This is a genomic window from Armatimonas sp. (genome assembly GCF_043757465.1).
Taxonomy (GTDB): Bacteria; Armatimonadota; Armatimonadia; order Armatimonadales; family Armatimonadaceae; genus Armatimonas.
The window spans coordinates 1-22,657 of record NZ_JAYVPL010000081.1 but is presented as its reverse complement, the minus strand read 5'-3'; the positions used below and the strand labels follow the sequence as shown (position 1 = coordinate 22,657).

Here is a 22,657-nt window from a genome sequence, read left to right as displayed (position 1 = left end):
ATCTGATTTTTCGGGGAGAGAGTTTTGGGTTTTCATAACTCCCTCCATAGCAATTTTGGTTCCATTGGCAAAAAAAGTTACGGGACAAGATTAGGCTTCAACCCGGTTGTGGAATGACGATTGTGGGAGATGTCGATCAGGCAATCGCTCCGCAGCTTTCGCTTGAGGACTGGGAAGAGCTCAAGCCAATTTTCGGCCAGCGATTCCGCTACGAAAAACTGACGAAGAGCTATCGGTCCAGTAAGGAAATCACAAGCCTCGCTTCCGTGATACCAAGTGTCACCAAAGAAATCGTGAACTTCTTTGAGGAGGGCCGAAAACCAAGGTTGCTCGAACTACCGTCTGAAGCTGATCCCGGAGACGTGGCGGAGCTTATCGTCACCGAGATCGGTCAGCTCAGAGAGAAGGGGAATCAATCGATCGGGATTATCTGTCGAACACGGGAAGAAGTGCGAAGGATCATGCGCCGCCTGCCTTCCCGCCTGCCTGAGGGAATGAAGGCAAAAACGATTCGGGATGAAGATGATGTCCTTGAAGATGCGGATATTGCCGTCCTTCCTATATATCTAGCGAAAGGGCTTGAGTTCGACGCGGTGATTTTGCCCGATGTCAGCTCCGAGAATTATGGTGCCGAGGCAGATCGGCGCATACTTTACACGGCAATCACCCGCCCTTTGCACGACTTGACGATGATTGTTTGCAACGACCGCTCCCCATTTTTACCAATACCAGAGGCCCAGCTCTATGACCTAATTTCTCTGGAGCTTCCGAAGCGTGAGCGTAAGCGCCCTCAGACCGGGGAATCCACACCACAAACAACAGAGAAGGAATCTCCGTTTGCCGCAATGTCGGAGGCCGAGCTCCTAGAAGCACTCCGAGATGCGTATGCAGCTCGGACAAAAGCTCCGACCAAGGTTCGCTCACAAGTGACCACACTCATCAAACCCATCAAGGGCTTCCCAAATGATCCCCTGAAGGCTCCGTTTGATCATGTTGTCAAGAAACTGACGCGCCGCGCTCAATCAACTTTACCGGAAGATTTCGGCCCCATCGCAGCCTTGTGGCAGCTTGCTCACAAAGCTACTCTCTTAACAGAGATACCCGCGCCTAAAGAAACGGCAGAAACTGCCCCCCCTGCCCCAGAGAAAGAAGTGCACCCTATGCCCGAAAATCCGCCGCTCGCAGACGATAATGAGATTGCAACACAGCTCACCTTCTGGCGAGACCTCGATTCGGAAAGCTCGCTTTGGCAGTCCCTTGATGACTATATAAACGAGTTAATGCAAATCTCCGCCGCCAAGCAAGAAGAACGCAAGGCGACGATAACACTTCGACGGGCAAATCAACTCATTGAGCAACTCGTGTCGAGCTTGGACACTCTCAATGAAGACATCGGCTGCTCACCACAAACATGGAATATTACGGACATGGCCGCAACGGAGATTCAGACTTTTCTCCCTCAGCTTGAAGAACTAAACCAGAAGATCAACGAGTACTCAGAAAATAACGCCAAAGCTGGTTCCCTAAGCGTTCAAGAACGCATTGTAAACTACCAGCGGCAAGCGACTCTGCTTGGTGAAATCCCTAAGCTTTCTTCGAGTATTCAAGCATCCCTGAAACCTACTGAGCTTTCATAAGTCCTGTATAATATGGATAACCTAAAGGCTAAGATGTCTTGAGCTATGAAGGAGCAAATTGGGCATAAAGAGAAACTGATAAGAACTAGAGCCAAGGAGGCTTAGGAAGAGATTAAGATGACTGAGGTTAATCCCAATACAATAATGGAAGAAACGAATACGGAAGTGCTTGTGAAGAAGACGGTTGTGTCTCGGGCGGATCAAGATCAGGAACAGGCTAACTTTGCGGGGGAAGTGGCGCGGCAGGTGCAGGGGGTTCTGGGAAGCCCGGAGACAGCAGCGCTGGTGGCGCGGCGAAGCTACGATGCAACCAAGCTTGCGGCAGGGCTGGCGCTGGTGACTGCCCTTACAGCGACGCGAGCGACGCGGCAGGAGACACTTGGCAACCTACGGGCGACAGGCGAGGCACGGACGGACGGTTTTAGCAAGGCCAAGGCTGCCGTCACGGACTACCGGGAGTCGGTGCGGCTTGCGTATCCCGGCGATAAGGCGCTCCAGCAGAGCCTCGGGCTGAGCGAGCGCGTACCACAGGATCAGGAGAAGTTTCTTATCTATGCCCGCTCTTGCGCCATGACGGCCAAGAAAGCGCCCCATGCACAGGCGCTGGAAGACACCGGCTTTGAGCTTGTAGGCTACGAGAGCACCATCGCCGCATTCGCCACGGCACGCACCCACTTTGTGGTTGCCGAGCAAGCCGCCAAGTCCGCGACATTAGGCCGCGACGAAGCGTTTAAGCAACTCAAGACCTGGGCCACCTCGTTTCGCCGCGCTACCCGCCTCGCACTCAAAGCTCACCCGGAGCTACTCACCCCGCTTGGCTTATCGCTGTGATGGGGTAAAATCCAACGGAGGATTTTAAGAACTATGTCTGGCCATAGCAAGTGGCATAATATTCGGTTGCGTAAGGGCAAGCAAGACGCGGTGCGCGGCAAGCTCTTCACCAAGCTGGCAAAAGAGATCATTATCGCCGCAAAAGGCGGCGGCAACCCGGATACCAATATCCGGCTGCGTATGGCCGTTCAGACCGCCAAGCAAAGCTCCGTGCCCGCCGACACGATCAAGCGGGCGATTCAGCGGGGAACCGGCGAGCTGGACGGCGGCAACTTAGATGAGCGCACCTTCGAGGGCTACGGCCCGGGCGGAGTTGCGATCATCGTGGAGTGCCTCACCGACAACATCAACCGCACGTTCCCGGAGCTACGCAGCGCCTTTGCAAAAAATGGCGGGCGCATCGGGGAGTCCGGCAGCGTGGCCTACCTGTTCGAGCGCAAGGGCGTGCTGGTCGTGGATCCGGGCGTCACCACCGAGGAGACGTTAATGGAAGTGGCCATCGAGGCGGGCGCGGAAGATGTCCAGCCCACCGAAGACGGCGGCTTTGAGGTCACCACGGAGTTCACGGACTTCGCCACGGTACGCGATGCCCTGGATGCGGCCAAGATCGCCACGTCGGCGGCAGACATCCAGCAGATTCCCACCACCATGGCGGAGCTAGACGTCGCGGAGCAAAAGAAAGTCCTCAAACTCCTCGATGCGCTCGAAGACAATGACGATGTGCAAAATGTCTACCACAACCTGGAGTTCAGCGACGAAGCCCTCGAAGACTGACTTCATTGTCAACCCAAAAACGAGCGAGGATTTCTCCTCGCTCGTTTTAGTTTTGCCCCAGCGGCAGCGTTCTAAGAATTCGAAAGAGCAGCTTCTCGATCCGCTCCGCCGAAAGTTCCGCCGTCTCCGGGGCACGCAGCAACAGCGACAGGAGGGCATCGGCCTCCTGCCGTGTCAGCATGAGAGTTACCTCAGAGGTCGTCGGGCGAGTTTCGGATTCCATCAGGTAATCGGAGCCTTACGCCTCTTTTCGCTGTCCACGCCGCCGTGCCAACACCAGCGTTCCGCCGAGAGCAAGAAGCACAAGAGTGCCAGGTTCGGGAGCGCTAGAGGGAGCAGCCGGTTTGAAGGCCAACCCTGTCGGACCCACCATCCCACCAGGACCGCCGGTAGCGAAGGTACCAATGCTACCAAAAACCCCTGGTGAGGCGAAGGTGATCTTGCGGACAGAGGCGTTACCATCACTTATATAGAGGCTACCACTTGCATCAAAGGCCAAGCCCTCCGGGCTCGTGAGGCCACCAACGATCGTGCTAACGAGACCTCCGGGCGTGATCTTGCTGATCTTATCTTGATTAGTTGCGTAGAGGTTACCACTCGCATCAAAGGCCAAGCCCAGAGGACTTACTATTGCGCCGCCACCGGCAACAAACGTCGTACGAACTCCTCCGGGCGTGATCCGGTGGATTGCCCCCGTGCCGAAATCTGCGGTGAAAAGATTACCCGTCGTGTCAAAAGCGATCCCGGTTACCAGACCCACATCGGCACCGGTAGCGAAGATGCTAATAAAGGTACCTGACGTAGTATATTTAGAGATCCCGGCACCGCCAGAATGACTACCAACATAGAGGTTACCACTCGTATCAAGTGCGATACCCCAAGGCTGAACTAACCCGTTATCATTGAAAGGAATAATCTTCGTAATAACACCACCAGGCGTAATCTTGGAGACCGAAGCATCAGAACCGTTTGAAACGTAGAGGTTACCACTTGGATCAAAAACTAAGCCTTTTGGACCAAAAGGACCAGATGCACCACCACCAGGAACGAATTGACTAACTACCCCTCCCGGTGTGATCTGGCTGATCGAATCATTGCCTTTATTCCCAGTATAGAGGTCTTGTGCGTGGACATTTGTAGCAGTAAGTACAGCCCCGGCGAGGAGCGTAAGCGCGAGGAGTTTTCGAGCGAGAAACAGTTTCATAGGTTCTATCCTTCTAACGTTGAAATCCGAGGTCGTGGCAGGGCAGTCTTGGCCACGCATCACCTCATAGTCATGGTGCGATAGCTTGCGTAAGATTTGCGTAAATTTATCGTTCATTTTGCCAAACGGTAAAAATACTTGCTGACGGGGAGCAAAAAAGGCTCAGGAAGGGTTGATCCGCCCCGTGTCCGCCCACAGAACGTAGGCGTCAAAGGTTCAGGGGTGGAAGGCGACGACTTGCAGGGCGCTGGTTTCTTTACTGAGATAGTGCTGCTTGCCAGCCACAACGACCGTCCCGTCTATCAAAACCGTCATCGCATTGGGGACGTCGCACCACTCGATGCCTGAGCGGAAGCGCTGCTGATTCTCAAGATCGCCCTCAGGGCTGAGGTGAGCCGCGATAATTGTACTCTGTCCCTGTAGGGTGTACTGTGGCTGGGTCGAGAGCAGGCCCGTGAGTATCACGGCGCCCACGGAATCCGTTTGCACGAGGGCCGATGCGAAACTGCGGTCGGGAGATACGGCATTCAAGGGCTTGCGCCAGAGCGGGTTCCCCTTCTCATCGTACTGCTTGACGAGAGTTTCGACACTTCCGTCCAGATATGTGAAGGAAGCCGCCACCGTTAAGCGCCGGTGATTGGCAGACAAAGAGGCGCTCTCGAAGTGGAGATCGCGCTGCGTAAAGGCGCTCCAGTGCGTCCCGAGCGGCTCCCCGTTCGTGGAGAACTTCGCCACGCCCAGCCCGATGCCCTCGGGTGGCTTTCCGGTTCCCATCCCTACCACCGTGAGCGTGCCGAAGCGATCCACAAAGAGCGCTTCCGCCTGATCCTCGCCCTGCCTGGGGCCGTCCACGGTCTGTTGCCAACGCAGTGCGCCGGTCGGTGAGTAGCTTGCCACGAGCCAGTCGTTGCCCGTGGGGAGCTTGCGCTGGACCGTCCCACAAAAGTAGACATTGCCCGCCTCATCTGCCACGAGCGCACAGAAAGCCGCTTGGGGCACCTCGGGTGTCGCCGCGAAGGTCTTTGCCCAGAGTTGCTGCCCTCTGCCATCAAGATGAAGCACCAGCGGCGAGCGGTGCTCACCCTCTCGAGCCGTTCCTCCAACATACACCCCTTCCTGTGCATCCAGGACAATTCGGACGTGCTCGCCCTTATTCTCGGTTCGTTCCGTCGAAAGAAACTCCCAGAGCCGCTCGCCCCTCGCGCTGTACTTCAGCACCACCAGCCGCCAGCCTTCGGGCCGTTCGGGTGCTTCCGGTAAGTAGGACTCCCCGGCAACGAAGAAGCTACCGTCCTCCCGGCCCGCCACCACGGAAAATGCCCGATCGCAGTCGTGGCCGGGGCTATCGTAGGTATCCCGCCAGAGCAGCTTCCCCTCCGACGAGAGGCCCAGCGTCAGGAGATTCACGTCCTGTTTCTGCGTCTCGATCAGCCCCGTCACACAGAGCATTCCCTCCGGGCGCGATGCAACGGCCTTCGCCTCGGAGTTCGCTTTCTCACCGGGCGCAGGCAGGTCCCGGTAGAGCCAGCGGAGCCGTGCGGGCTGAATCGTTGCCCGCGCCTTTGCCGCATTTTCCCGGGGTCGAAGCAAGCCCAGAAGCGTCAGAGTGCCGACGCTCACCACAAGCAAGCCCCAGAAGCTGTGGGAGAAGCGGCGCGGTCGCGGCACCGGGGAGGCAACGGGCACGAGCGGAGCAGGGGCAACAACAGGCACCGGGGAGGGGGAAGCCTCCTGCATGAGACGAAGGGCGAGCACACGTAGGTGCGGCGCGGGCGGCTGGCCGAGCGCACTTTGCCATATTTTCTCCAGCTGCTCGTAGTGCTGCCAGATAAGTGTCGGATGCTTCGCCAAGCAATAAAGCTGCATCAGCTCGACGTGAACTGCCTCGTTTAAGGGATCGCGTGCAACCAGACGCTCCAGCAGGACAGCGGCCTCCTCATATTTTTTAGCGCCCTCATGAAGCCCCACAAGCTGCCGAGTCGCTTTTTCAAAGATCAGGGCCGCCGCGCGCCGCTCAGCCTCCCCCAGCTCATCGCAGCTCTCCAGCAAGTCCCCTCGGTAAAGAGCAACCACTTCCGCGAGTGCAGGCTCGGCACTCTCGGGAGTTGCTTGACTCCGCTCCCAAGCCGCCTGGAACTGACGGGCATCCGTGACGACGCCCTCTGCCCGCACCGCCACACTCGTGCGGGTGCTCACTAGAAGGCCACCTTCTTCGGCAACGCCGAAAAGCTGCCGTAGCACCGTCAGCTCCTGCCGCAAGCGAACTTGTTTGCTTTTCAGCGCCAGCGAGGGCCACAGTGCCTCCGCGAGTAGCTCACGCGAGTGCGCCCGACCCGGCTCTAGGCAGAGATAGCCAAACAGGGCCGCGGACTTCCGCCCCGGGAAAACAACCGCCTCGCCTCCGGGAGAGGTAACTTCCAAGGGGCCAAGAAGCTTCACTAAATAAGCAGAGTCTGGCACGTCGGCTTGAGTATACCCTACGCATAAACCCACTACCCGACACTTTTTATAGTCCCTTTCGTGTTATAGCCCCTGTCATGTGGGCAAAAGCGAGCTATCCGATGCATGGCGAGATTCGTCGTCGCGACCGGGTGATTCGGATTTATCCGGGTACCCCTGGGGACGCGCTTCACGGGCGGCTTTGCCGTCGGGGAGAGGGAAGTGACCTTTACACCCCAAAAAAAAACGACTTGAGATGGCGACACACTGTAGAGCGATTCTATCGTGCAACTTTTTGAGCATTTCTCCCTCTAACCGCGATAGAGAGGGAGAGAAACAGAGATCACCATGAAACGTCACACCGCAAATAAATCCACTAAATCTACCAAGCAAATCGAAGCCCTCAAGCACCTGCCCTCGGCGCTGTTTACAGCGGCGCTTTACCGTAGCGGCTCAGGGACGCACGCCGACCAATCAGGTCGCTACAGCAAGCGCGCGCGTGCCAGCCACCGCGCCGACGAGCGCCGGGCGACACTCAACGCAGGAGAGTAGCTACCCTCCGCCGAACTCTTTGGCGGAGGGTTTTGTTTTATGCTTCTTTCAGGCAAAGTCGTGCTCGTCACCGGCGGTGGGCGTGGGATCGGGGCGGCGATCTGTCGGGTGCTGGCGCGCGAGGGAGCGCACGTGGCAGTGAACTACGCCAAGAGCGCGGAGAAGGCCGAGGCGGTGGCGGCAAAGATCGGCAACGGGGCAAAGGCGTATCGGGCCGATGTCACTGACGAAGCGAGCGTGAAGGCGATGATCGCCGCAATTGTCGCTGACTTTGGGCGCATTGATGGCGTGATCAACAACGCGATTGCGGGCGCACAGCCGGGCAAGCTGGGCGAGTACGGCTGGGCGGGCTACCAGAACATGCTAGACTACAACGTGAAGGCCATCTACAACACGCTCACAGCGGCGCGGCCTCACTTCCAGAATCAAGGCGGCGGACGCGTGGTCAATATCGTCACCGAGCTCTGGAACATGGCACCGGCGGGCTGGAGCATGTACACGGCGGGCAAGGGGGCGATGGTCGGGATGAGCCGCTCACTGGCCACCGAGCTAGGGCCGGAGAATATCACGGTCAACATGGTTGCGCCGGGCTGGATGGCCGACGAGAAGGTGGACACAGAGAGTGAGGGCAGTAAGAACTTCGCCAAATCTCTGCCTCTCAGAGTTCATGGGAGCGCCGAGGAGATCGGCAACGGCTGCGTGTTCTTCTTGTCGCACCTGGCAAATTATGTCACCGGCGTTTACTTGCCCGTTACCGGCGGGCGCATTACCCAGACAGGAATGTAGGAAACAAAAATGCTCTCTTTTGACGATTCCCAGCAGCCCGCTCTTGCCCTCGGGCCGAGCGGTTTGGTCGCGCTGGCGATGCTCCAGCGTGGCAATATCGTGGTGGCACTCTCGCGCGACGGCGGCGCGAGTTTTTCGCCCCCGGTGATCGCGATGGACTGCAATGGGCAGGCACGCGGAGGCCGTCAGCGCGGGTCACGGATCGGCGTGGATGGGCGGGGGACTATCACCGTAACCGCCCCGGTCACCTTTGATGCCGACGAGCGCAAGAAGCGCTACCCGTCCCCGGAGCTCTATGCCGTACAGTCCAGAGATGGTGGGAAGACGTTCTCCCAGCCGCTCCGAATCAACGCCACCGAGAAGAAAGCGCCTGAGGGCCTGCACGCGTTGACGGTTGCCGCAGATGGCGTGGCGCATGTGGTCTGGCTTGATCTCTCGGAGCGCACCAGGCCGGGTCAGGACATTTTCTACGCCCGACTCACTCAAGGCAAGCTCGAAGGCCGCACGACACTGGCCCGCACGGTCTGCGAGTGCTGCGCACCGGGCATCGGGTTGGATAGCCGCGGTAATCCGACTGTCGCCTGGCGCGAGGGCGGCGAGAAAGAGAGTCGCGAGGTTTTCTGGCGGCGTTCCCCGGACGGGGGCAGGCGTTTTTTGTCTCCCCAGCGCATCAATACCGACCCTACGAAAGAGGCGGGCTGACCGATGTCTCTTCCGGCAGTTGCCGTGACAAAAGACGGAAAACGCGTGCTGGTAGCATGGAAGCAGGCCAGTAAAGACGCGCCGCATATCTCCTGGCGCGAGGCAACGGGCAGCGCCCGCGACGCCGATCTCCAGCCAACGCCCGGTGGGACACAAGACCATCCTTGCCTAGCCTTCGCCCCTACTCCCGAGGGTACCTGGGCAGCGGTCTGGGAAGAAACCCGTGCGGGCCGGCAGAGTGTCTGGTACCGCACGTCCAAACCTGGTGATTCGGGCAAGCAGCTCAGCACAGAGAGTCAGGCCGCCTTCCCGGTACTCGTGATCGGAGAAAAACAAACCACTGTCGCCTACGAAACCAAGCAGGGTGATCGCCTGAGCGTGATTGTGCAGAATCTCTAAAGCGCCCCCTTGTTTATGAGGCCAGAAAACGCTCGCGGAGATCCTTGGGGGGCAGTTCGCAGCTCTCTTTCTGGCCGAACCACTTGTAGCGATTCTTCGCAATGACTTTGTACACAATATCACGTAGCGGGCGCGGCAGGATCATCCCGGCCCAGAGGAGTGGAAACGGGGCTTTGAGCCGACGGGCGATGCGTAGCGCCGCCGTCGAGTGGCTGTAAACTTTTCCGTCCTCGATGAGCAGAATCGAGTTGAGATCGGGCGCACTCGCTCCGGCGTCGGCGAGGAGCTTTTGTGCTGTTTGGCTCTGAAGAGGAGCGAACTTGAAGTAGCCGCTCGGGTCGTGGCAAAAGATAAAGCGCACGCTCTTGTCGCAGAGATTGCAGACACCATCAAACAGGACTATTGCACTCACAACGCTACCTTACTGGCTTTATGCCGCTCCCGCAAGACCCAGGTGGAGAGCCACGGGCCGCCGAACAGCCCGACCCACCAGGTAGCCACGATGCCCCAGTAGAGCCCAAGCACGGTCGGTGTCCAAGAGATATTGGTGGGTGAGAAGTGTCCGATAGTGAAGTACTCGATGCAGACACGCGCCGTGATCTGGTCATGGGCAATGCCGTAGGCGCACGAAAGCCCGACTGTCAGGACGATTATTTTGAGAGCTTCGCGCACCTTCTCAGAGTACCATAATGCTTAGCGGCGCGGACTCTAGAGAGACATTTTCTGCCTTATGCCGATGTTCTCGCGACGATAGAAAACGCATCTTAAAACTCAGCCGCTCCCCTTGAGTGGTATTGAAAAAACGAAACGGAACGACTTTCTGATGCGCCTGTCCAGGAGCCAGAGTACGTAGGCAGATCATGTTTGCCGAGCAGGGCCAGCCTTCAATACGGAGCTTTGGCGTGTTCGTAGACCAGTTCGCATACCAGCTACAGCCCCACTCTCCAAAGACAATTGTCGTCTTCCCCACGTTCTTCAGGGTACAAAGAACCAGAATATCGTGCCTTCCTTGTGGGGCAGGTTCGGAGGGCGGGCCCATACGAGGTACCAGTCGCGCGGTTAGAGTAAGTGAGGATTTCATAGTAAAGCCTCCAAGGAGACTCCGGGTGCCCTTTGGGCGTTTAGCAGGGAGAGGAATTGGGAACCGTATAGAAGTTCCCACGATTGATTCTTCAATTTATTTTTGCCTAGTCTTTCCGGGTTGTTGAAATCTCGCTGAGTATCGTCATGGCTCTAATGCCAGGTATGAAGGCACAAAACCTCGCGGCTAGGTGCGCGGCGCACCATACCGCTTCTGAGGCTGTCACGGTTTATTTACCTTTAAAAGTGAATGTCAGTCGAAGGTTCGAATCTTCGACGCGAGGTTGAGTCAACACAGCGTTTTGGCTCGTAAAACATTCAGACGGCATCAGGATTTTCTTTCTGATGTGGCCTCGAATCAAGTTTGTTCTGCTTGCGGTATGGTGCGGGGTACGGTGGGCGGCCCACCTAGCCCTAGCGTACCTGTGCCGTGCAGAATTTGTCTTGAGTCTAGGCACGGGGCAATGTAACCGGGTACCCTCTGGGTGCTATGGACGAGGAGACGGTTTCGGCCTCTCTACTGTCAAAGCTCCCTGCTTTAGCGGGGAGATAAGTTACAACCACTTAGTTCCTGACACCCCTGTGAGGGTTCACTCCAATTTCATGGTAGTCGCGGAGCGACATTATGGCCGAAGGCCCGTAGACGCCCACTTTCAGTGGGCGGAAAGGCTCCGACAATCCTACTTCTACCGGAGATAACGCAGAATCCACTCGACCTGCGCGACGGGTTTGGGCTCGCCCTCCCGCTCCAGCACGAGCTCCCAGACGGCCTCTTTGCCCATCAGCACGGGCTCCAGGCTCTGGAGAGTGAAGCGGGCGCGCAGGTTGGCCCCTGAGGGGACGGGGCGCAGGAACCGTGCGGCTCGAACCCCGCAGTTGAGGATCATGCGGTAGCCGCTCTGGATGGAGAAAGCTTTTGCGGAGAAGGCGGGCAGGAGCGAGAGAAGCAGAAACCCGTGAACCAGCGTGGTACCGTAGAGCGACTCTTGCTTTGCACGCTCGGGGTCAACATGAATCCACTGGTGGTCGTCGGTGGCGTCGGCGAAGCGCTGGATGCGCTCCTGATCCACACAGAGCCACTCGCTCACCGCCACTTCGTCGCCGACGCGCTCCGCCAGCGCGGTAAGATCGGGGACGATGGTCACGGTAGTGCAACTTCGGGTGCGGCCACGGCCACAACACTGACATTACCGCCAAACGCAAAGGAGTTGGAGAGCGCGATGCGGATCGGGTGGGACTGAGCGGCTCCCTGTACGAGGTTGATTCCCGCAAAGGCCGGGTCCGGGGCTTGCAGGCCGATACTAGCTGGGGCGGTGGCATTCTCCAGCGCGAGAACCGTCGCGACAAACTCCACGCCCCCAGCAGCGCCGAGTGCATGGCCGTGGTGGCCCTTGGTCGAGCTGACGGCGACACTTCCTGGCTCAGTTCGGAGATCTAAGAGGCGCCGGATCGCGGCGATCTCCGCAGCATCATTGACCGTGGTGCCCGTGCCGTGCGCGTTGATGTAGTCGAGCTGATTGAGCAGCGTCTCCGAGCGGCCCAGTGCATCCCACATCACACGAAACGCCGCATTTCCCTCCGGGCTGGGTGAGGTAGGGTGGAAGGCTTCGTTGCCCGATGCGTGCCCGACAATCCGTGCGCGCACTCGTGCCGAGCGCTCAAGCGCAAGCTCCTCGTTCTCTAGGAGCGCCAGTGCGAAGCCATCGCCCAACATCATGCCATCGCGTTCCGCATCGAAGGGACGGCAACCGTCGCGCCCGGTCAGGCGCAGGATATTAAAACCACTGAAAGTAATCTCGGTGAAGTAGCCCACGCCGCCCACAACTGCGCGCCGAATACGGCCCTGCTGAATGCTATCGGTAGCGATCCCAATGGCGCTGGTCGCCGACGCGCAGGCGGTCGAGACCACGAGCGCCGGGCCTTGCGCTCCCACACTCTGCGCCACATCCCCCGCCACGGAGGCGGCACTCAGCGGGCTGTGCTCTAGTACGGGCGTGCGCTCGGCGCGACGGGCGTGCATAAACTCACGCAGGGGGCGGGTCACACTCTGCGACGAGCCCAGGTAGACCCCCACCTCCCAGGGCTGCACGGAGTCGGCTCCAGTGCTGAGCCCCGCATCGGTCAGCAAGTCCTGACAGACCGTCTCCAGAATTCTGGAAGCGACTGCATCGGCGTTGTCTTCGTCTTCGCGGCCAATCTCCAGGATCGCGGCGGCCTGATCGGTGCGGTAGCCGGGGCGCTCGGTATCAATGCGACGGCTGGCCTTGCGCGCCGACTCCATGCCGGTTAATCCTGCCCAGAAAACCTCCAGCCCCCGGCCATACGGGCTCCAGATCGCCAGCCCGGTCACCACCACGCGCCTCGTCATCTCAGGCTCCTCCATTGAGAACCAGCACCTGCCCCGTGTAGTAGGACATGTCGTCGCGGCAGACCAGCGCCACCGCCGCCGCCACTTCGTCGGCAGTGCCCATGCGCTTCAGCGGAATGTTCTTGAGAGTCTCTTCCAGCTTTTTCTGCATAGGAGCCGTCATCTCCGTGTCCACCCACGAGGGCGCGACAGCATTAACCCGAATCCCCCGCGCCGCCACTTCGCGAGCCATGCTCTGGGTGAGCGAGTTCATCGCCGCCTTGCTGGCCGCGTAGGCACTGAGCCCCACCGGGCCACGAAACGCCGAGCCCGACGAGATATTCACCACGACCCCGCTCTTCTGGCGCAGCATCAGCCGTAGCGCAGCGTGCGAGCAGAGCACGACACCGCGCAGGTTGGCATCAATCCGCGCCAGAGTCTGCTCGGGGGGGGTCAGCACAAACAGCCCCTCGTAGGCCTGTCCCGCGTTGTTAACCAGTACGTCCACGCGCCCCTCGGTCTCGGAAATGCTCACAAAGAGCGCCCGAACGGCATCGGGATCAGTGACATCGGCGGCAAACGCCCGCGCCATGCCACCCGCCGCTGCAATCGCCTGGCAGACTTCCTCGGCGGCATCGGCGCGGGTGCGGTAGTTCACAATAATCCGGTAGCCCTCCTGCGCCATGCGCAGGCAGATCGCGCGCCCAATCCCTCGGGAGCCTCCGGTTACCAGACAGACTTTCTCGCTCATCTCTCTCCTGTTGTCACCACAAAGGCGACATTCTGCCCTGAGAAATCCGCACAGAGTACCAGTGCCGCTCCGGGATTTTTCGTCAGCGCATCCACGGCGGCGATCAGCCCGAGGCAGCCCGCCGCGCCCCAGGTCTCCCCGAACACCGCTTTCGGGCACGTCTGTGTTGGTACCGTGTCAAAAACTTGCTCCAGCGCCGCTTGTTCCGCCGCATCGGTCTGCTCCAGCCCCGCGCCCGCATTGGCGACAATGCACGTGATTGCTTCGGCGGGTAGCTTCGCATCGGCAAGTGCCAGACGAATCACTTGGGCGAGATCGTCGGGGTGACGCTCCAGCGGATTGGCTCGCCCGAGCCGGTCGTAGAGGGTCGCATAGCTGCAGAGGTAGCCGAGCGGCGCTTGCTCGCGCCTGCCCCATGCCACGCTGGGCTCTAGCATCACAAAGGCGGCGGCATCACCCGCTAGAAAGTGTTCTGTGCTCAGCCCCCACGCCGCGCACGATGCCAGCGTGAACTCCGAGCACTCATCGAATCCACCGACTAAGACCGCATCGGCACGCTCCAGCCGCAGCCAGTCCAGCGCGAGTCCTAGAGCGGGCGGGCCAAAGAACAGCTCGCTCGGGCCACGCAGGGTGAGCTGCATCGCCAGGAGCCCCAGTGGGGTGTTGGCGATAGTCTGCACAAACTGGAGTCCGCTCACACTCGAAGGGCCACTATCCCAGAGCTTGGTAAGATAGCGCTCGACCAGCTGGTGCTGTCCGTGGTTGCGACTCAGCGCCAGCCCCAGGCGCTCCGGCGCACAGTTATCAGGTAGGGCGGCCTGCGCCCAGGCCTCGCGCGCCGCCAACAAGCAGAGCTGGCTGGTGCGCGGTGGCCGAGGGAACCCAAGACCAGGCAGGAGCGGCTCTAGCTCCGCGAGGGGAGGGGCTAGCACGGGCGGGGCGGGGCGCACGCCTGCCGCAAGTGCTTCCCGCGCCACGGCCACGCCGATACCCGCATGGCTCACACTGCCCAGGCCCGTAATGGCCACACAGCGGCTCATGGTGTTTCCTCCTCAGCGGCCCGCACAAACTCAGCAACACGCACAAAACCCGCCTCACTCAGCCCCAGCAGTGCCTCCAGAATCTCAGTCTCCGAAAAGTGCGGGGCGAGACGATCCAGAGCCACCTCCACGGTTGCTCCGCCTGTAAGCGTCTTCAGAAGCGCTACAAGGAGCGGTGTTTGCGCCAGTGTCACCCCGGTTCTCAGGTGGGCGAGCACCGCACACTGGCGGAGTGCCAGTGCAACATACTGCTCTCCTACACTCTGGAGCCGAGTATCGAGAAGTGCCAGAGGGTCGTCGGGAGGGGTGAACCCCGCAGTGACAGGCTCCGGCTCGCACCAGAGATGCAGATGGTACCACTCCTCCCAGCAGGCCGGGTCGCGGCGCACTTGCCCCTCCAGCCAGGAGTAGAGCGCTTGCATTGCCCGCTGGCAGTAGTCCTCCACGGATTCATCTTCAGCACGCACCAGTGACGGGAGAAACTCAACCACGTGCTCTCCCGTGCGTGTCTCGCGGGGAAGTGCCGGGACAATCGGAGCCCCCACCCGTGCACTCAGAAACGCCGCGCCTTTACGCACACGCAGCCGCCGCCCACAGAACGCCACCTCAACCGTGGTCTTCTGGGCATCGGCCAGCCCCGTGTTGCCATCTAGCCAGAGACAGAGTGCCCGTCCCTCTTGGAGACCGCGACAGAGCTTCCAGGTCGCAAGGGGGGTCTGGGCATCCACATAGCGCATGGGATCGGGATGATCACCTGGGTAGGCCCGCGCCCACGCATCGTAGGCCGCGACCTCGCGCTCGTAGTTGGGCGAATCAATCAGCAGGAGTGTTGGAATCCCTGCGAGCACCAGCTCAGAAGGAACTCTGTGGTACGGGCCACTATGCGGCAGTGCCACCACGGCTCCCTTGCCTAAGCGCAGAGCTTGCTCCAGGTGCCTTCGTCCCCGGAAACGCAACGCGGGAAGCTGCTTCGCCTCCCACTGCGCCAGAAAGTAGGTTTTACGCGCCTCACAGCGCCGGGCCTGGCGACGGAGCGCTCGCTCAGAGTGCGTCCCCGGCGGGGCAGTCCGCATCCCCAGGTAGTTCAGCGCAATAATTTCCGCCTGCTCAGAGCTCACGCCTCGGGCTCCGCCGTGCACGCCCCCAGCAGGCTCAGGGCAAGGTGCACCAGCACGCGCGATGTGGTCAGATGCGGGTCACGCTCGCCATTGACCTCGACCAGATCTATCCCGATCACTTTGCGCTTCCGACCAACGGCATCCAGTAACGAACGTACCTCCTCGTAGGAAAAGCCGCCCGGAACGGTGGAGTTGCAGGCGGGCACCAGCGACGGGTCCAGACAATCGGCATCCAGAGAGATATAGAGCGGCAGCTCGGGCGGGAGCGCCGCGAGAACGCCGTCAATACCCACTGTGGGATACTCCGCACGGGAGATAACCGTGTGGCCCTCGCGCAAGGGGGTCTCCTGCCAGGGCAGAAACCCGCGCAACCCGACCGTCACCAGTGCTACGACATTCTCCTCGCCCAGTAAGGCCCGCACGACACTCCCATTGCTGGGAACCTCCAGGTTACTTGCTGTGGTGAAGCCCATATCGCTGTGCGCGTCCAGGTGCAGCACGGCCACCGGCCCAGGCCCCATCCCCTTCACCGCCCAGTACGTCAGCGAGTGATCGCCCCCCAGAATCAGTGGCAGCGAGTCCGCTTTTCGACAGGCACGGACAATCGTTGCCAGCAGTGCGCCCGCCTCGGCGGCGGTGCTACCAGGCGTCAGGGGAATATCGCCGCAGTCGGCAAAGCGTACTCCTTGCAAGACGTGACGTCCCGCGGCGTAGTCGTACCAGCCTCCGGGGTAGCCACTGAGCGGGTCACAACGGTAGCGCGGTGGAGTGGAGGCCAGGCGCAGTGTGGCCGGGCCGGTCGCGGCTCCCCGCCCCGTGTCGCTCAAGAGATCGCTTGGCATCCCGATCACGCAAATCTCTGCACCGCCCGGATCGCCCGCAGGTGCCGCCAGAAAAGTGGGATCAAAGGGACGCAATAGCTGGCGTAGAGTCTCGTAGGGAGCGTCGGCATTGACCAGTAGCCCAATACTCAAAAGTTGCTCAATCAGATCCGCCGAGAGTGTCTCCGAAAGCGCGGAGAGTTCCTCGGGCTCTTTGAGCAGCTCCAGAAGTTGCGCGATAGGGGTAGCGAGCGCATGCTGTGCCGTGGAGTAGGGATGCTCCACCACAATCCCCTCGGCAAGAGACTCGACGATCCGCAGATCAGGACAGGTCATCACACGCATGAGTTAGTTTGGCCCAACCAAAGAAAAAGCAGGGCGGGGTATCCCCGCCCTGCATCCGTGTTACTTAGCGACGTAGGATCGGCGCACTCTTCAGTGCCTCGTTGATGCCCCTGAAGGGATCACCACCGCCCCCAATCGGGTCGAAGCTCGCGACCGCTCCCTTACCATTTCCACTGCAGCGGCCTTCAGCGGCAAGTCCCAGATCCACCTGGATAATGCCACCGACGACCTTACCGCGACCGGGCTTGACACCCAGAGTCTTCGCGGTTTTATCTGTCCCCTCTTTGTCGTCGCCTGCGATAACCACAACCGAGCCAGGGCCGCGGCCTTTGGCAAAGAATATGGAGAACTCCTTGCCTTCCTGCGAGGCGACCAACGGCTTGACCGATGCATCCAAATGCACCGCGCGCAACTGCAACGAACCAGGCTTCAGCTTCAGATCCTGGGGAGTCTGAGCTGCCGCTTCCTCTTGCGGTAGAGCCGCCAGCGACGAAGCTGCCAGAGCCATACCAATCTTCTTCAGTACATCACGACGGCTCGTTGCCACCGGGGTCATTTCTTTTTCTTCCATTTTCATAGTCCTTTCAAGAGATACCTCAGGATTGCTCAGATACTCTCACTATTCCTTCCCAAAACACTAGATTTGATTGTGTGATTCTCCTCTCTGCGCCCCCAACTGCTCCAGACGATGTTCCACCATGGCGGCAAAGACAGTGTCCTCAGGAAACAACAGAGTGAGCGGATTGGGAGTTGAGAGCAGATTGGGAAGAATCAGCCCTCTCTCCCAAACACCGTAGAGGCGGTGGTAGTGGTAGAAACCACCGCCTATTGAAGCGCGATCCCAGCTTGCCGTGCCCCGTATCAGCCCCGCCAGCCCGGCAGCCGTGATCCCACAGAAGAAGTTCGCCCGGGGCTCACGGCCTGGTTTGACGCTAAGCGGCGCTTGGGTGAAATCAATGTGCCAGTGCAAGGATTCTTCCCCGAAACGTACTTCAAGCTGGTAGATCACCTCCCAGGTACAGTGGTCGGTGAACGTCGCGGGGTTGGCTTGCAACGTTGCCGAGAGCTGCTCCTCCAGAAATACCCGGATATCCTCCTGGGCTTCGTCCCCGCTCTCCCCCAGTGGATCAATCAGCGGGCGCTGGGCAGTGGGTGGGCAGAACTCCAGTACCACTGGGTCGCGCGGCTCCGACGACACAAACGAGGCAGCCTGTGGCTTCCAGACAGCTTTCCCCGCGCTCAGCTCCAGCACATCGCCGGGGTCGAAGCCAAAGAGGCTATCTTCGATGCCAGGCAAGAGGCGAGCAATATCACCAAGAAAGCGCTCGCGGGACTGTGGGAAGACAATCTGGTTCATCCAGGCAGCGTCCCCCGCGTAGCGAAACCCGTTGGCTCCAGGGGCCAGAGCGCGGGGGGCCACCCGCCGAATGTTATCTAAGAGTGCGGCGTAGGCCCCGTGAGGGAAGCTGACTCCCTCGCCGTGCTGCCAGCCCATCTCGATCATCGGCTGCCACGAAGCAAGAAACAGATCAGGATGGCCTACTTTCTCCACCACTTCGCGGATCACGCTGGCATCCAGAATCGTGTCCACCTGGTTCCAGAACACGCCGTCCTCGGTACGCACCACGAGCCCGTGCTCCGGGAAGTCCACCCGTGAGGGCGTGATCAGAAACTCCGTGCCCTCAATTTTGAAGTTGAGAAAGTCATGAACCGTGCTGAGGTGCTGGTAGCCCAGCCGTCGGAACGCGTCAATCAAGAGCGAGTCATCGGGCAGGAGCACCTGGATGTCACGCGGGAGCCGGGCGAGCGTGTCGAGATCAAAGTGGTCCTGGTGGCGGTGCGAGAGATAGAGCAAATCGAACTCGGGAATCTCCGTCAGAGTGCGGCGCGGGAAGATCTCCAGCATCCCTTCCTGGTGTGGATCCTGAAGCACGGGATCCGTCAGTACCCGAATGTCTTTTGTCTCGATCAGCAGTGTCGCATGGCCGATCATCGTAATCTTCATTAGCTTTTTTAGTTTCTTTCCTCAAAAATTTGCATCAGCTCGCGTGCCTTGGTGTGGGGGTGCTCCTCCGTTTCGATCTGCACCCGCTCCGGGCGCTCCTCGGGCGGGAGCCGCTCGGCGCACCAGCGCATTAGCTCCGCCTCACTTAGCTCCCCGACCACCGCCACCGAGGCCACCAGTACAACACCCCAGCGCGAATGCGGGGCAGGATCAACTCTTGCGGAGCGCACGCCCGGGTGCTCGCGCAAGACCGTCTCAATCCCCTCGGGCGCAATCAGAGTCCCTCCCCGATTGATCGTCCGCCCCCGTCGTCCTGTCAGCCAGATGCCTTCGGTGGTGATGGTGCCGCAGTCACTGGTGTCCAAGGCACTCTCCCAGAGATTCTCGGGCAGGGGCGTGTAACCCAAGCACTGTGCCCGAGAGCGCACCCAGAGGCTCCCGCCCTGCTCCGTCACTGCGACATTGGGCAGCGGCATCCCCAAACAGGTAGTCTCCCCCAGCTCGCCCGCCAGAAACCGCGTCGCCACACGCGGCCCGGCCTCTGTCAGGCCGTAGGTCAGTGCCAGAGCGGTGTGGGGCAGGAGCTCTCTGAGCCGCAAAAGCACGGCTTGATCCGCCTGCGCGGCCCCTACCGTAATCAGCCGTAGCTCTGGGCAGGTGCGCCCCGTGCGCTCCAGACCATCAGTGAGCAGGCCCAGCGCAGTCGGCACCAGCGCCAGAGTGGAGATCTCTTGCTCCTCCAGTGTCCGACAGAGCACCGGCCCGAGAAGTGGCGTGGGCGGAAAAAACACACTCGCGCCAATCGCTAGGTGGCAGAGGCACTGGTGGATCAGTGCGTAGGCATGGGCCAGCGGCAGCACCACGAGCGTTTTATCGTCGTCGTCGAGCCCCAGTCCCGCGCAGTTGGCCCGCAGATTCGCTAAAACGGCATGGTGCTGCAAGATCGTCCCACGCGGCTCACCCGACGACCCCGACGTAAAGAGCACCAGAGCGGGGTCGAGATCAATCTGCCCTCCTAGCACTCCTAGCACTCCTAGCATCTTCGGCAGAGACAGAGGCACTTCCGTCACACGCCGCTGCACCAAGGCAAGAGGCTCGCCGGGCCAGAGGACACCCGCACAGGGCACCTGCGCGGCAACGGCCTCAATGCGCTCCCTCGACCATGAGAGGCGCAGCGGCGCTGCAATCGCGCCCAGCCGCCAGAGAGCAAAGAGCTCAATCAGCAGCTCCGGGCCATTGGGCAGAGCTAGCCCCCAGCACTCGCCGGGATGAACCTGCTCACGACGCACGGCCACGCGCTGCTCCACTGCGGCGGCAAGCTCAGCGAAGCGGTACGTCCGCCCTGGGCAGGCAACCGCCACCCGCTCGGGGTAGCGCTGTACCGGCCAGTCAAGCAACTGCCCCAGCAGATAGGGCGCTTGGCCAAACGCTTCCGCCAGATGCATAACACCCGCCGGAGAGGTCAGTCCTCGATCCCATGGCGGCGCAGGTAGTCCGCCAGGGTCTGGATGCTGCGAAAGTCCTGGGTCTCAACATCCTCCATCGGAAGCCCGAAGCGCTCCGAGAGCCCTGCTAATAGCTCCAGCGAGCTCAGCGAGTCCAGCCCCAGCCCGCCCTGGCTTGCGTCCCAGAACAGCGGCGCGTCCACCCCAATCTCTTCCGGTGAGACAGGCAGCTCCAGCCGCTCGACAATGATTTCCTGAATGGTGCGCTCGATCATTTGTTTCCCTTTAAGATAGCTCAATCAACAGCTCATCCTACCCTGTTTCCCGACTTTCCGAAACCGCTAAATATTCCACATCGGCATCGTTTTCGGCATGAACATCCTCCCAGAGTTCACTAAATTTGGCTTGCACATACTCGTGTAGCTTCTCGGAAAAATCGCGCGGCAGTGCCAGCGCCCGAATCAGCTCCTGAACATCAGCGAGGTCTTTGAGCCGCCCCCTCCCCGTCATCCCCGATGCCAGCTTGAGCTCGACCAATTTTTCGAGTGTGACGGTTCGCACCCCGTCAATCACAACGACGCTCTCGCTGGGATCACCAAACTGGATTGCTTTGGGCTTCCCATCACCTGGATACTCGCCCGTGGTGATGATCTCGACGGGAACATTCTCGGCGGTGGAGCGGAACTTTTTGGTTGCACCAGTAAACGCGGGACGGTAGCCACGCCCAACCAGAGTCTTATGGAACTGTTCCAGCCCCTCGCGGGTAAGAAGCATGTCAATATCTTCCGTGAAGCGCCGGTAACCGTGCTGGTTGAGCGCCACTGCTCCGATCACAGCGTAGTCAATCCCGTTCTCCTCCAGATCCCGTACCAGCCGACGCAGTGTATCGTTTGCCATGCCCACTCCTCGAAGAAATCGCAGGCCTTCCTCATAGGCCGAGACCGGCTCAGAAAGAACTTGCTGATAATCCCTAATTACATTTATTGCCATTATTTATCATCTGAATGAGAATGTCGAACAATGCTCCACTCGTAGTGACGCCAATGCCGATAAAGCCGAACCTGATACCTGCCCCACCTTCCGTCGGGATGCCTCGTCACAATAGAGTAGCCCCAAGAATAGCTCCCTACTAAAAGGAGAAAAACGATTAGTAGGGCCGTTCGCAGGAAACGAAAGCGCTTGGTCATTGAGGATATTTTACACGACAAACAAAAACAACCCACCCTTGAAGGCTTGCAGTGCGGGCCTGAAAAGTCGGGAGTGTTTGTTCTATCGCTTGAGCGTCAGCTTCCCCTCTCTATCGCAGATCAGCTCTTTGACTTTGACACAGCGCAGGTGATTCACACCGCCGGAGAGGCTAGCGTCGTGGTAGAAGAGGTGCCACTTGTCTTGGAACTCAACAATCGAGTGGTGCGTGGTCCAGCCGAGGACGGGCTCTAAAAGTCGGCCCTGGTAGGTAAACGGCCCCAGAGGACTGTCGCCGGTGGCGTAGACGAGATAGTGCGTGTCGCCAGTGGAGTAGGAGAGGTAGTAGACCCCGTTGTGCTGGTGCATCCACGCGCCCTCGAAGAAGCGCCTGTCGTGGTCGTCGGCCTGGAGAGGGTTGCCGTGCTCATCCAGAATCGTAATCTCCGTGACCGAGCTGGCGAGCGAGCGCATATCGCTGGAGAGGCGGGCGACGCGCGGGCCGAGGGCGGGGACAGCGCCGGTGGGCTCGACGACGGCGTTTTTATCGAAGATGCCGCTCTGCCAGCACTGGAGCTGGCCGCCCCAGATGCCGCCGAAGTAGAGATAGGCCGCGCCGTCGGAAGCGTCTACGAAGCTGCACGGGTCAATCGAGTAGCTCCCGGCAATCGGCTCCGGGTCGGCGACAAACGGGCCGGCGGGCGCATCTGAAACCGCCACGCCAATTCGGAAGATACCGTCTTTGTCGCGTGCCGGAAAATAGAGATAGTAGCGCCCGCCTTTTTCCGCCGCATCGGGAGCCCAGAGCTGCTGGCTCGCCCAGGGGATGTCTTCGAGCGCCAGCGCGACTCCGTGATCCGTCACGGGGCCGCCGACAGCCTCCAGCGAGAAGACATGATAGTCGCACATGGCGTACTGGTCGCCGCTGTCATTAGATTCAAGGCCGGAGTCGATATCGTGTGACGGGTAGAGATAGAGCTTGCCCTCGAAGACATGGGTAGAGGGGTCGGCGGTGTAGAGATGGGTGATGAGGGGTACATCGGACATACAAGGCAGATTCGCCATGTATTAGTGTGTTTCCTCGCCATGAGGCACACTCGCACGGTCATTCAGTTTTAACCTCCCCCTGCCTCGTTCCTCGGCTTCCCCCTCCGGCTCTCGGTCGTTCCTCCCTGCGAAGGGGGACAAAATAGGAA

At 60.0% G+C, this 22,657-nt stretch carries 25 protein-coding genes; 7 read left to right on the top strand and 18 right to left on the bottom strand.

The genetic code is table 11. The annotated features are described in order from the left end of the window. Positions 1-113: 113 nt before the first annotated feature. The 3 genes from ACH2ED_RS11015 (at position 114) to ACH2ED_RS11005 (ending at position 3,242) form a co-directional block, all read left to right on the top strand. Positions 114-1,637, top strand: coding sequence for a 3'-5' exonuclease (locus ACH2ED_RS11015; protein WP_395090987.1), 1,524 nt, complete (start codon positions 114-116; stop codon positions 1,635-1,637). Positions 1,638-1,781: 144 nt separating this feature from the next. After that, positions 1,782-2,468: a hypothetical protein gene (locus ACH2ED_RS11010; RefSeq protein WP_395090985.1), complete on the top strand. Its 687-nt coding sequence runs from the start codon at positions 1,782-1,784 to the stop codon at positions 2,466-2,468. Between the two features lie 33 nt (positions 2,469-2,501). Further along, on the top strand, positions 2,502-3,242 hold the full coding sequence (locus ACH2ED_RS11005; RefSeq protein ID WP_395090983.1) for a YebC/PmpR family DNA-binding transcriptional regulator: 741 nt from the start codon (positions 2,502-2,504) through the stop codon (positions 3,240-3,242). Between the two features lie 46 nt (positions 3,243-3,288). On the opposite strand, the gene ACH2ED_RS11000 is transcribed toward ACH2ED_RS11005, so the two are convergent. The 3 genes from ACH2ED_RS11000 to ACH2ED_RS10990 form a co-directional block, all read right to left on the bottom strand. Continuing rightward, on the bottom strand, positions 3,289-3,465 hold the full coding sequence (locus ACH2ED_RS11000) for a hypothetical protein (protein WP_395090982.1): 177 nt from the start codon (positions 3,463-3,465) through the stop codon (positions 3,289-3,291). 15 nt (positions 3,466-3,480) lie between these two features. Next, a complete protein-coding gene (locus ACH2ED_RS10995; RefSeq protein ID WP_395090981.1) occupies positions 3,481-4,563 on the bottom strand; it encodes a PEP-CTERM sorting domain-containing protein in 1,083 nt (360 codons plus the stop codon). Between the two features lie 99 nt (positions 4,564-4,662). Continuing rightward, on the bottom strand, positions 4,663-6,906 hold the full coding sequence (locus tag ACH2ED_RS10990) for a BTAD domain-containing putative transcriptional regulator (protein ID WP_395090979.1): 2,244 nt from the start codon (positions 6,904-6,906) through the stop codon (positions 4,663-4,665). A 327-nt stretch (positions 6,907-7,233) separates the two neighbouring features. Between ACH2ED_RS10990 and ACH2ED_RS10985 the strand changes: the two genes are divergently transcribed. The 4 genes from ACH2ED_RS10985 to ACH2ED_RS10970 are packed head-to-tail and all read left to right on the top strand — an operon-like array spanning position 7,234 to position 9,324. Then, entirely contained in the window at positions 7,234-7,437 is a 204-nt protein-coding gene (locus ACH2ED_RS10985) for a hypothetical protein (protein WP_395090977.1), read from the top strand. A gap of 39 nt (positions 7,438-7,476) precedes the next feature. Then, the gene (locus ACH2ED_RS10980; RefSeq protein ID WP_395090976.1) at positions 7,477-8,223 is read left to right on the top strand and encodes an SDR family NAD(P)-dependent oxidoreductase; all 747 of its coding nucleotides are present in this window, start codon (positions 7,477-7,479) and stop codon (positions 8,221-8,223) included. Between the two features lie 9 nt (positions 8,224-8,232). Continuing rightward, positions 8,233-8,925 carry a hypothetical protein gene (locus ACH2ED_RS10975; RefSeq protein WP_395090974.1) on the top strand — a complete coding sequence of 231 codons (693 nt, stop codon included), beginning with the start codon at positions 8,233-8,235 and terminating at the stop codon, positions 8,923-8,925. A 3-nt stretch (positions 8,926-8,928) separates the two neighbouring features. Further along, positions 8,929-9,324: a hypothetical protein gene (locus ACH2ED_RS10970; RefSeq protein WP_395090972.1), complete on the top strand. Its 396-nt coding sequence runs from the start codon at positions 8,929-8,931 to the stop codon at positions 9,322-9,324. Between the two features lie 13 nt (positions 9,325-9,337). Here ACH2ED_RS10970 and ACH2ED_RS10965 read toward each other — a convergent pair whose 3' ends face one another. The 15 genes from ACH2ED_RS10965 to ACH2ED_RS10895 all read right to left on the bottom strand — a co-directional run bounded on the left by ACH2ED_RS10965 (position 9,338) and on the right by ACH2ED_RS10895 (position 22,508). After that, positions 9,338-9,736 carry a thiol-disulfide oxidoreductase DCC family protein gene (locus tag ACH2ED_RS10965; RefSeq protein ID WP_395090970.1) on the bottom strand — a complete coding sequence of 133 codons (399 nt, stop codon included), beginning with the start codon at positions 9,734-9,736 and terminating at the stop codon, positions 9,338-9,340. Next, positions 9,733-9,996 carry a hypothetical protein gene (locus ACH2ED_RS10960; RefSeq protein ID WP_395090968.1) on the bottom strand — a complete coding sequence of 88 codons (264 nt, stop codon included), beginning with the start codon at positions 9,994-9,996 and terminating at the stop codon, positions 9,733-9,735. The genes ACH2ED_RS10965 and ACH2ED_RS10960 overlap by 4 nt, the downstream gene beginning before the upstream one ends. A 4-nt stretch (positions 9,997-10,000) precedes the next feature. Then, the gene (locus tag ACH2ED_RS10955; protein ID WP_395090966.1) at positions 10,001-10,405 is read right to left on the bottom strand and encodes a hypothetical protein; all 405 of its coding nucleotides are present in this window, start codon (positions 10,403-10,405) and stop codon (positions 10,001-10,003) included. A 685-nt stretch (positions 10,406-11,090) separates the two neighbouring features. Further along, a complete protein-coding gene (locus ACH2ED_RS10950; protein WP_395090964.1) occupies positions 11,091-11,549 on the bottom strand; it encodes a MaoC family dehydratase in 459 nt (152 codons plus the stop codon). Then, positions 11,546-12,772 carry a beta-ketoacyl-[acyl-carrier-protein] synthase family protein gene (locus ACH2ED_RS10945; protein WP_395090963.1) on the bottom strand — a complete coding sequence of 409 codons (1,227 nt, stop codon included), beginning with the start codon at positions 12,770-12,772 and terminating at the stop codon, positions 11,546-11,548. Before ACH2ED_RS10945 ends, ACH2ED_RS10950 begins: the two co-directional genes overlap by 4 nt. A gap of 1 nt (position 12,773) precedes the next feature. Further along, positions 12,774-13,502 carry an SDR family NAD(P)-dependent oxidoreductase gene (locus tag ACH2ED_RS10940; RefSeq protein ID WP_395090961.1) on the bottom strand — a complete coding sequence of 243 codons (729 nt, stop codon included), beginning with the start codon at positions 13,500-13,502 and terminating at the stop codon, positions 12,774-12,776. Next, positions 13,499-14,542 carry a beta-ketoacyl synthase N-terminal-like domain-containing protein gene (locus tag ACH2ED_RS10935; protein ID WP_395090959.1) on the bottom strand — a complete coding sequence of 348 codons (1,044 nt, stop codon included), beginning with the start codon at positions 14,540-14,542 and terminating at the stop codon, positions 13,499-13,501. The genes ACH2ED_RS10940 and ACH2ED_RS10935 overlap by 4 nt, the downstream gene beginning before the upstream one ends. Continuing rightward, positions 14,539-15,660, bottom strand: coding sequence for a hypothetical protein (locus ACH2ED_RS10930; protein ID WP_395090957.1), 1,122 nt, complete (start codon positions 15,658-15,660; stop codon positions 14,539-14,541). Before ACH2ED_RS10930 ends, ACH2ED_RS10935 begins: the two co-directional genes overlap by 4 nt. Beyond that, positions 15,657-16,826 (bottom strand): arginase family protein, encoded by a 1,170-nt coding sequence (locus ACH2ED_RS10925; RefSeq protein WP_395090955.1) that lies wholly within the window; start codon positions 16,824-16,826, stop codon positions 15,657-15,659. The genes ACH2ED_RS10930 and ACH2ED_RS10925 overlap by 4 nt, the downstream gene beginning before the upstream one ends. A 64-nt stretch (positions 16,827-16,890) precedes the next feature. Then, positions 16,891-17,397 carry a hypothetical protein gene (locus ACH2ED_RS10920; protein WP_395090953.1) on the bottom strand — a complete coding sequence of 169 codons (507 nt, stop codon included), beginning with the start codon at positions 17,395-17,397 and terminating at the stop codon, positions 16,891-16,893. 66 nt (positions 17,398-17,463) lie between these two features. Beyond that, positions 17,464-18,831, bottom strand: a complete 1,368-nt coding sequence (locus tag ACH2ED_RS10915) for an MBL fold metallo-hydrolase (protein ID WP_395090951.1) — start codon at positions 18,829-18,831, stop codon at positions 17,464-17,466. Between the two features lie 8 nt (positions 18,832-18,839). Continuing rightward, complete coding sequence (locus tag ACH2ED_RS10910) at positions 18,840-20,276, bottom strand: class I adenylate-forming enzyme family protein (RefSeq protein ID WP_395090949.1); 1,437 nt, start codon at positions 20,274-20,276, stop codon at positions 18,840-18,842. A 17-nt stretch (positions 20,277-20,293) separates the two neighbouring features. After that, positions 20,294-20,551, bottom strand: coding sequence for a phosphopantetheine-binding protein (locus tag ACH2ED_RS10905; RefSeq protein WP_395090948.1), 258 nt, complete (start codon positions 20,549-20,551; stop codon positions 20,294-20,296). 37 nt (positions 20,552-20,588) lie between these two features. Continuing rightward, positions 20,589-21,173, bottom strand: a complete 585-nt coding sequence (locus tag ACH2ED_RS10900; RefSeq protein WP_395090946.1) for a hypothetical protein — start codon at positions 21,171-21,173, stop codon at positions 20,589-20,591. Between the two features lie 372 nt (positions 21,174-21,545). Beyond that, on the bottom strand, positions 21,546-22,508 hold the full coding sequence (locus ACH2ED_RS10895; protein WP_395090944.1) for a glycoside hydrolase family 43 protein: 963 nt from the start codon (positions 22,506-22,508) through the stop codon (positions 21,546-21,548). Positions 22,509-22,657 lie beyond the last annotated feature (149 nt).

Excerpts from the sequence above, each read along its gene's own strand:
- ACH2ED_RS11015 (WP_395090987.1), top strand. The coding sequence starts at position 114 with ATGACGATTGTGGGAGATGTCGATCAGGCAATCGCTCCGCAGCTTTCG.
- ACH2ED_RS11010 (WP_395090985.1), top strand. The coding sequence starts at position 1,782 with ATGGAAGAAACGAATACGGAAGTGCTTGTGAAGAAGACGGTTGTGTCT.
- ACH2ED_RS11005 (WP_395090983.1), top strand. The coding sequence starts at position 2,502 with ATGTCTGGCCATAGCAAGTGGCATAATATTCGGTTGCGTAAGGGCAAG.
- ACH2ED_RS11000 (WP_395090982.1), bottom strand. The coding sequence starts at position 3,465 with ATGGAATCCGAAACTCGCCCGACGACCTCTGAGGTAACTCTCATGCTG.
- ACH2ED_RS10995 (WP_395090981.1), bottom strand. The coding sequence starts at position 4,563 with ATGAACGATAAATTTACGCAAATCTTACGCAAGCTATCGCACCATGAC.
- ACH2ED_RS10985 (WP_395090977.1), top strand. The coding sequence starts at position 7,234 with ATGAAACGTCACACCGCAAATAAATCCACTAAATCTACCAAGCAAATC.
- ACH2ED_RS10980 (WP_395090976.1), top strand. The coding sequence starts at position 7,477 with ATGCTTCTTTCAGGCAAAGTCGTGCTCGTCACCGGCGGTGGGCGTGGG.
- ACH2ED_RS10975 (WP_395090974.1), top strand. The coding sequence starts at position 8,233 with ATGCTCTCTTTTGACGATTCCCAGCAGCCCGCTCTTGCCCTCGGGCCG.
- ACH2ED_RS10970 (WP_395090972.1), top strand. The coding sequence starts at position 8,929 with ATGTCTCTTCCGGCAGTTGCCGTGACAAAAGACGGAAAACGCGTGCTG.
- ACH2ED_RS10955 (WP_395090966.1), bottom strand. The coding sequence starts at position 10,405 with ATGAAATCCTCACTTACTCTAACCGCGCGACTGGTACCTCGTATGGGC.
- ACH2ED_RS10945 (WP_395090963.1), bottom strand. The coding sequence starts at position 12,772 with ATGACGAGGCGCGTGGTGGTGACCGGGCTGGCGATCTGGAGCCCGTAT.
- ACH2ED_RS10940 (WP_395090961.1), bottom strand. The coding sequence starts at position 13,502 with ATGAGCGAGAAAGTCTGTCTGGTAACCGGAGGCTCCCGAGGGATTGGG.
- ACH2ED_RS10935 (WP_395090959.1), bottom strand. The coding sequence starts at position 14,542 with ATGAGCCGCTGTGTGGCCATTACGGGCCTGGGCAGTGTGAGCCATGCG.
- ACH2ED_RS10925 (WP_395090955.1), bottom strand. The coding sequence starts at position 16,826 with ATGCGTGTGATGACCTGTCCTGATCTGCGGATCGTCGAGTCTCTTGCC.
- ACH2ED_RS10920 (WP_395090953.1), bottom strand. The coding sequence starts at position 17,397 with ATGGAAGAAAAAGAAATGACCCCGGTGGCAACGAGCCGTCGTGATGTA.
- ACH2ED_RS10915 (WP_395090951.1), bottom strand. The coding sequence starts at position 18,831 with ATGAAGATTACGATGATCGGCCATGCGACACTGCTGATCGAGACAAAA.
- ACH2ED_RS10910 (WP_395090949.1), bottom strand. The coding sequence starts at position 20,276 with ATGCATCTGGCGGAAGCGTTTGGCCAAGCGCCCTATCTGCTGGGGCAG.
- ACH2ED_RS10905 (WP_395090948.1), bottom strand. The coding sequence starts at position 20,551 with ATGATCGAGCGCACCATTCAGGAAATCATTGTCGAGCGGCTGGAGCTG.
- ACH2ED_RS10900 (WP_395090946.1), bottom strand. The coding sequence starts at position 21,173 with ATGGCAAACGATACACTGCGTCGGCTGGTACGGGATCTGGAGGAGAAC.
- ACH2ED_RS10895 (WP_395090944.1), bottom strand. The coding sequence starts at position 22,508 with ATGTCCGATGTACCCCTCATCACCCATCTCTACACCGCCGACCCCTCT.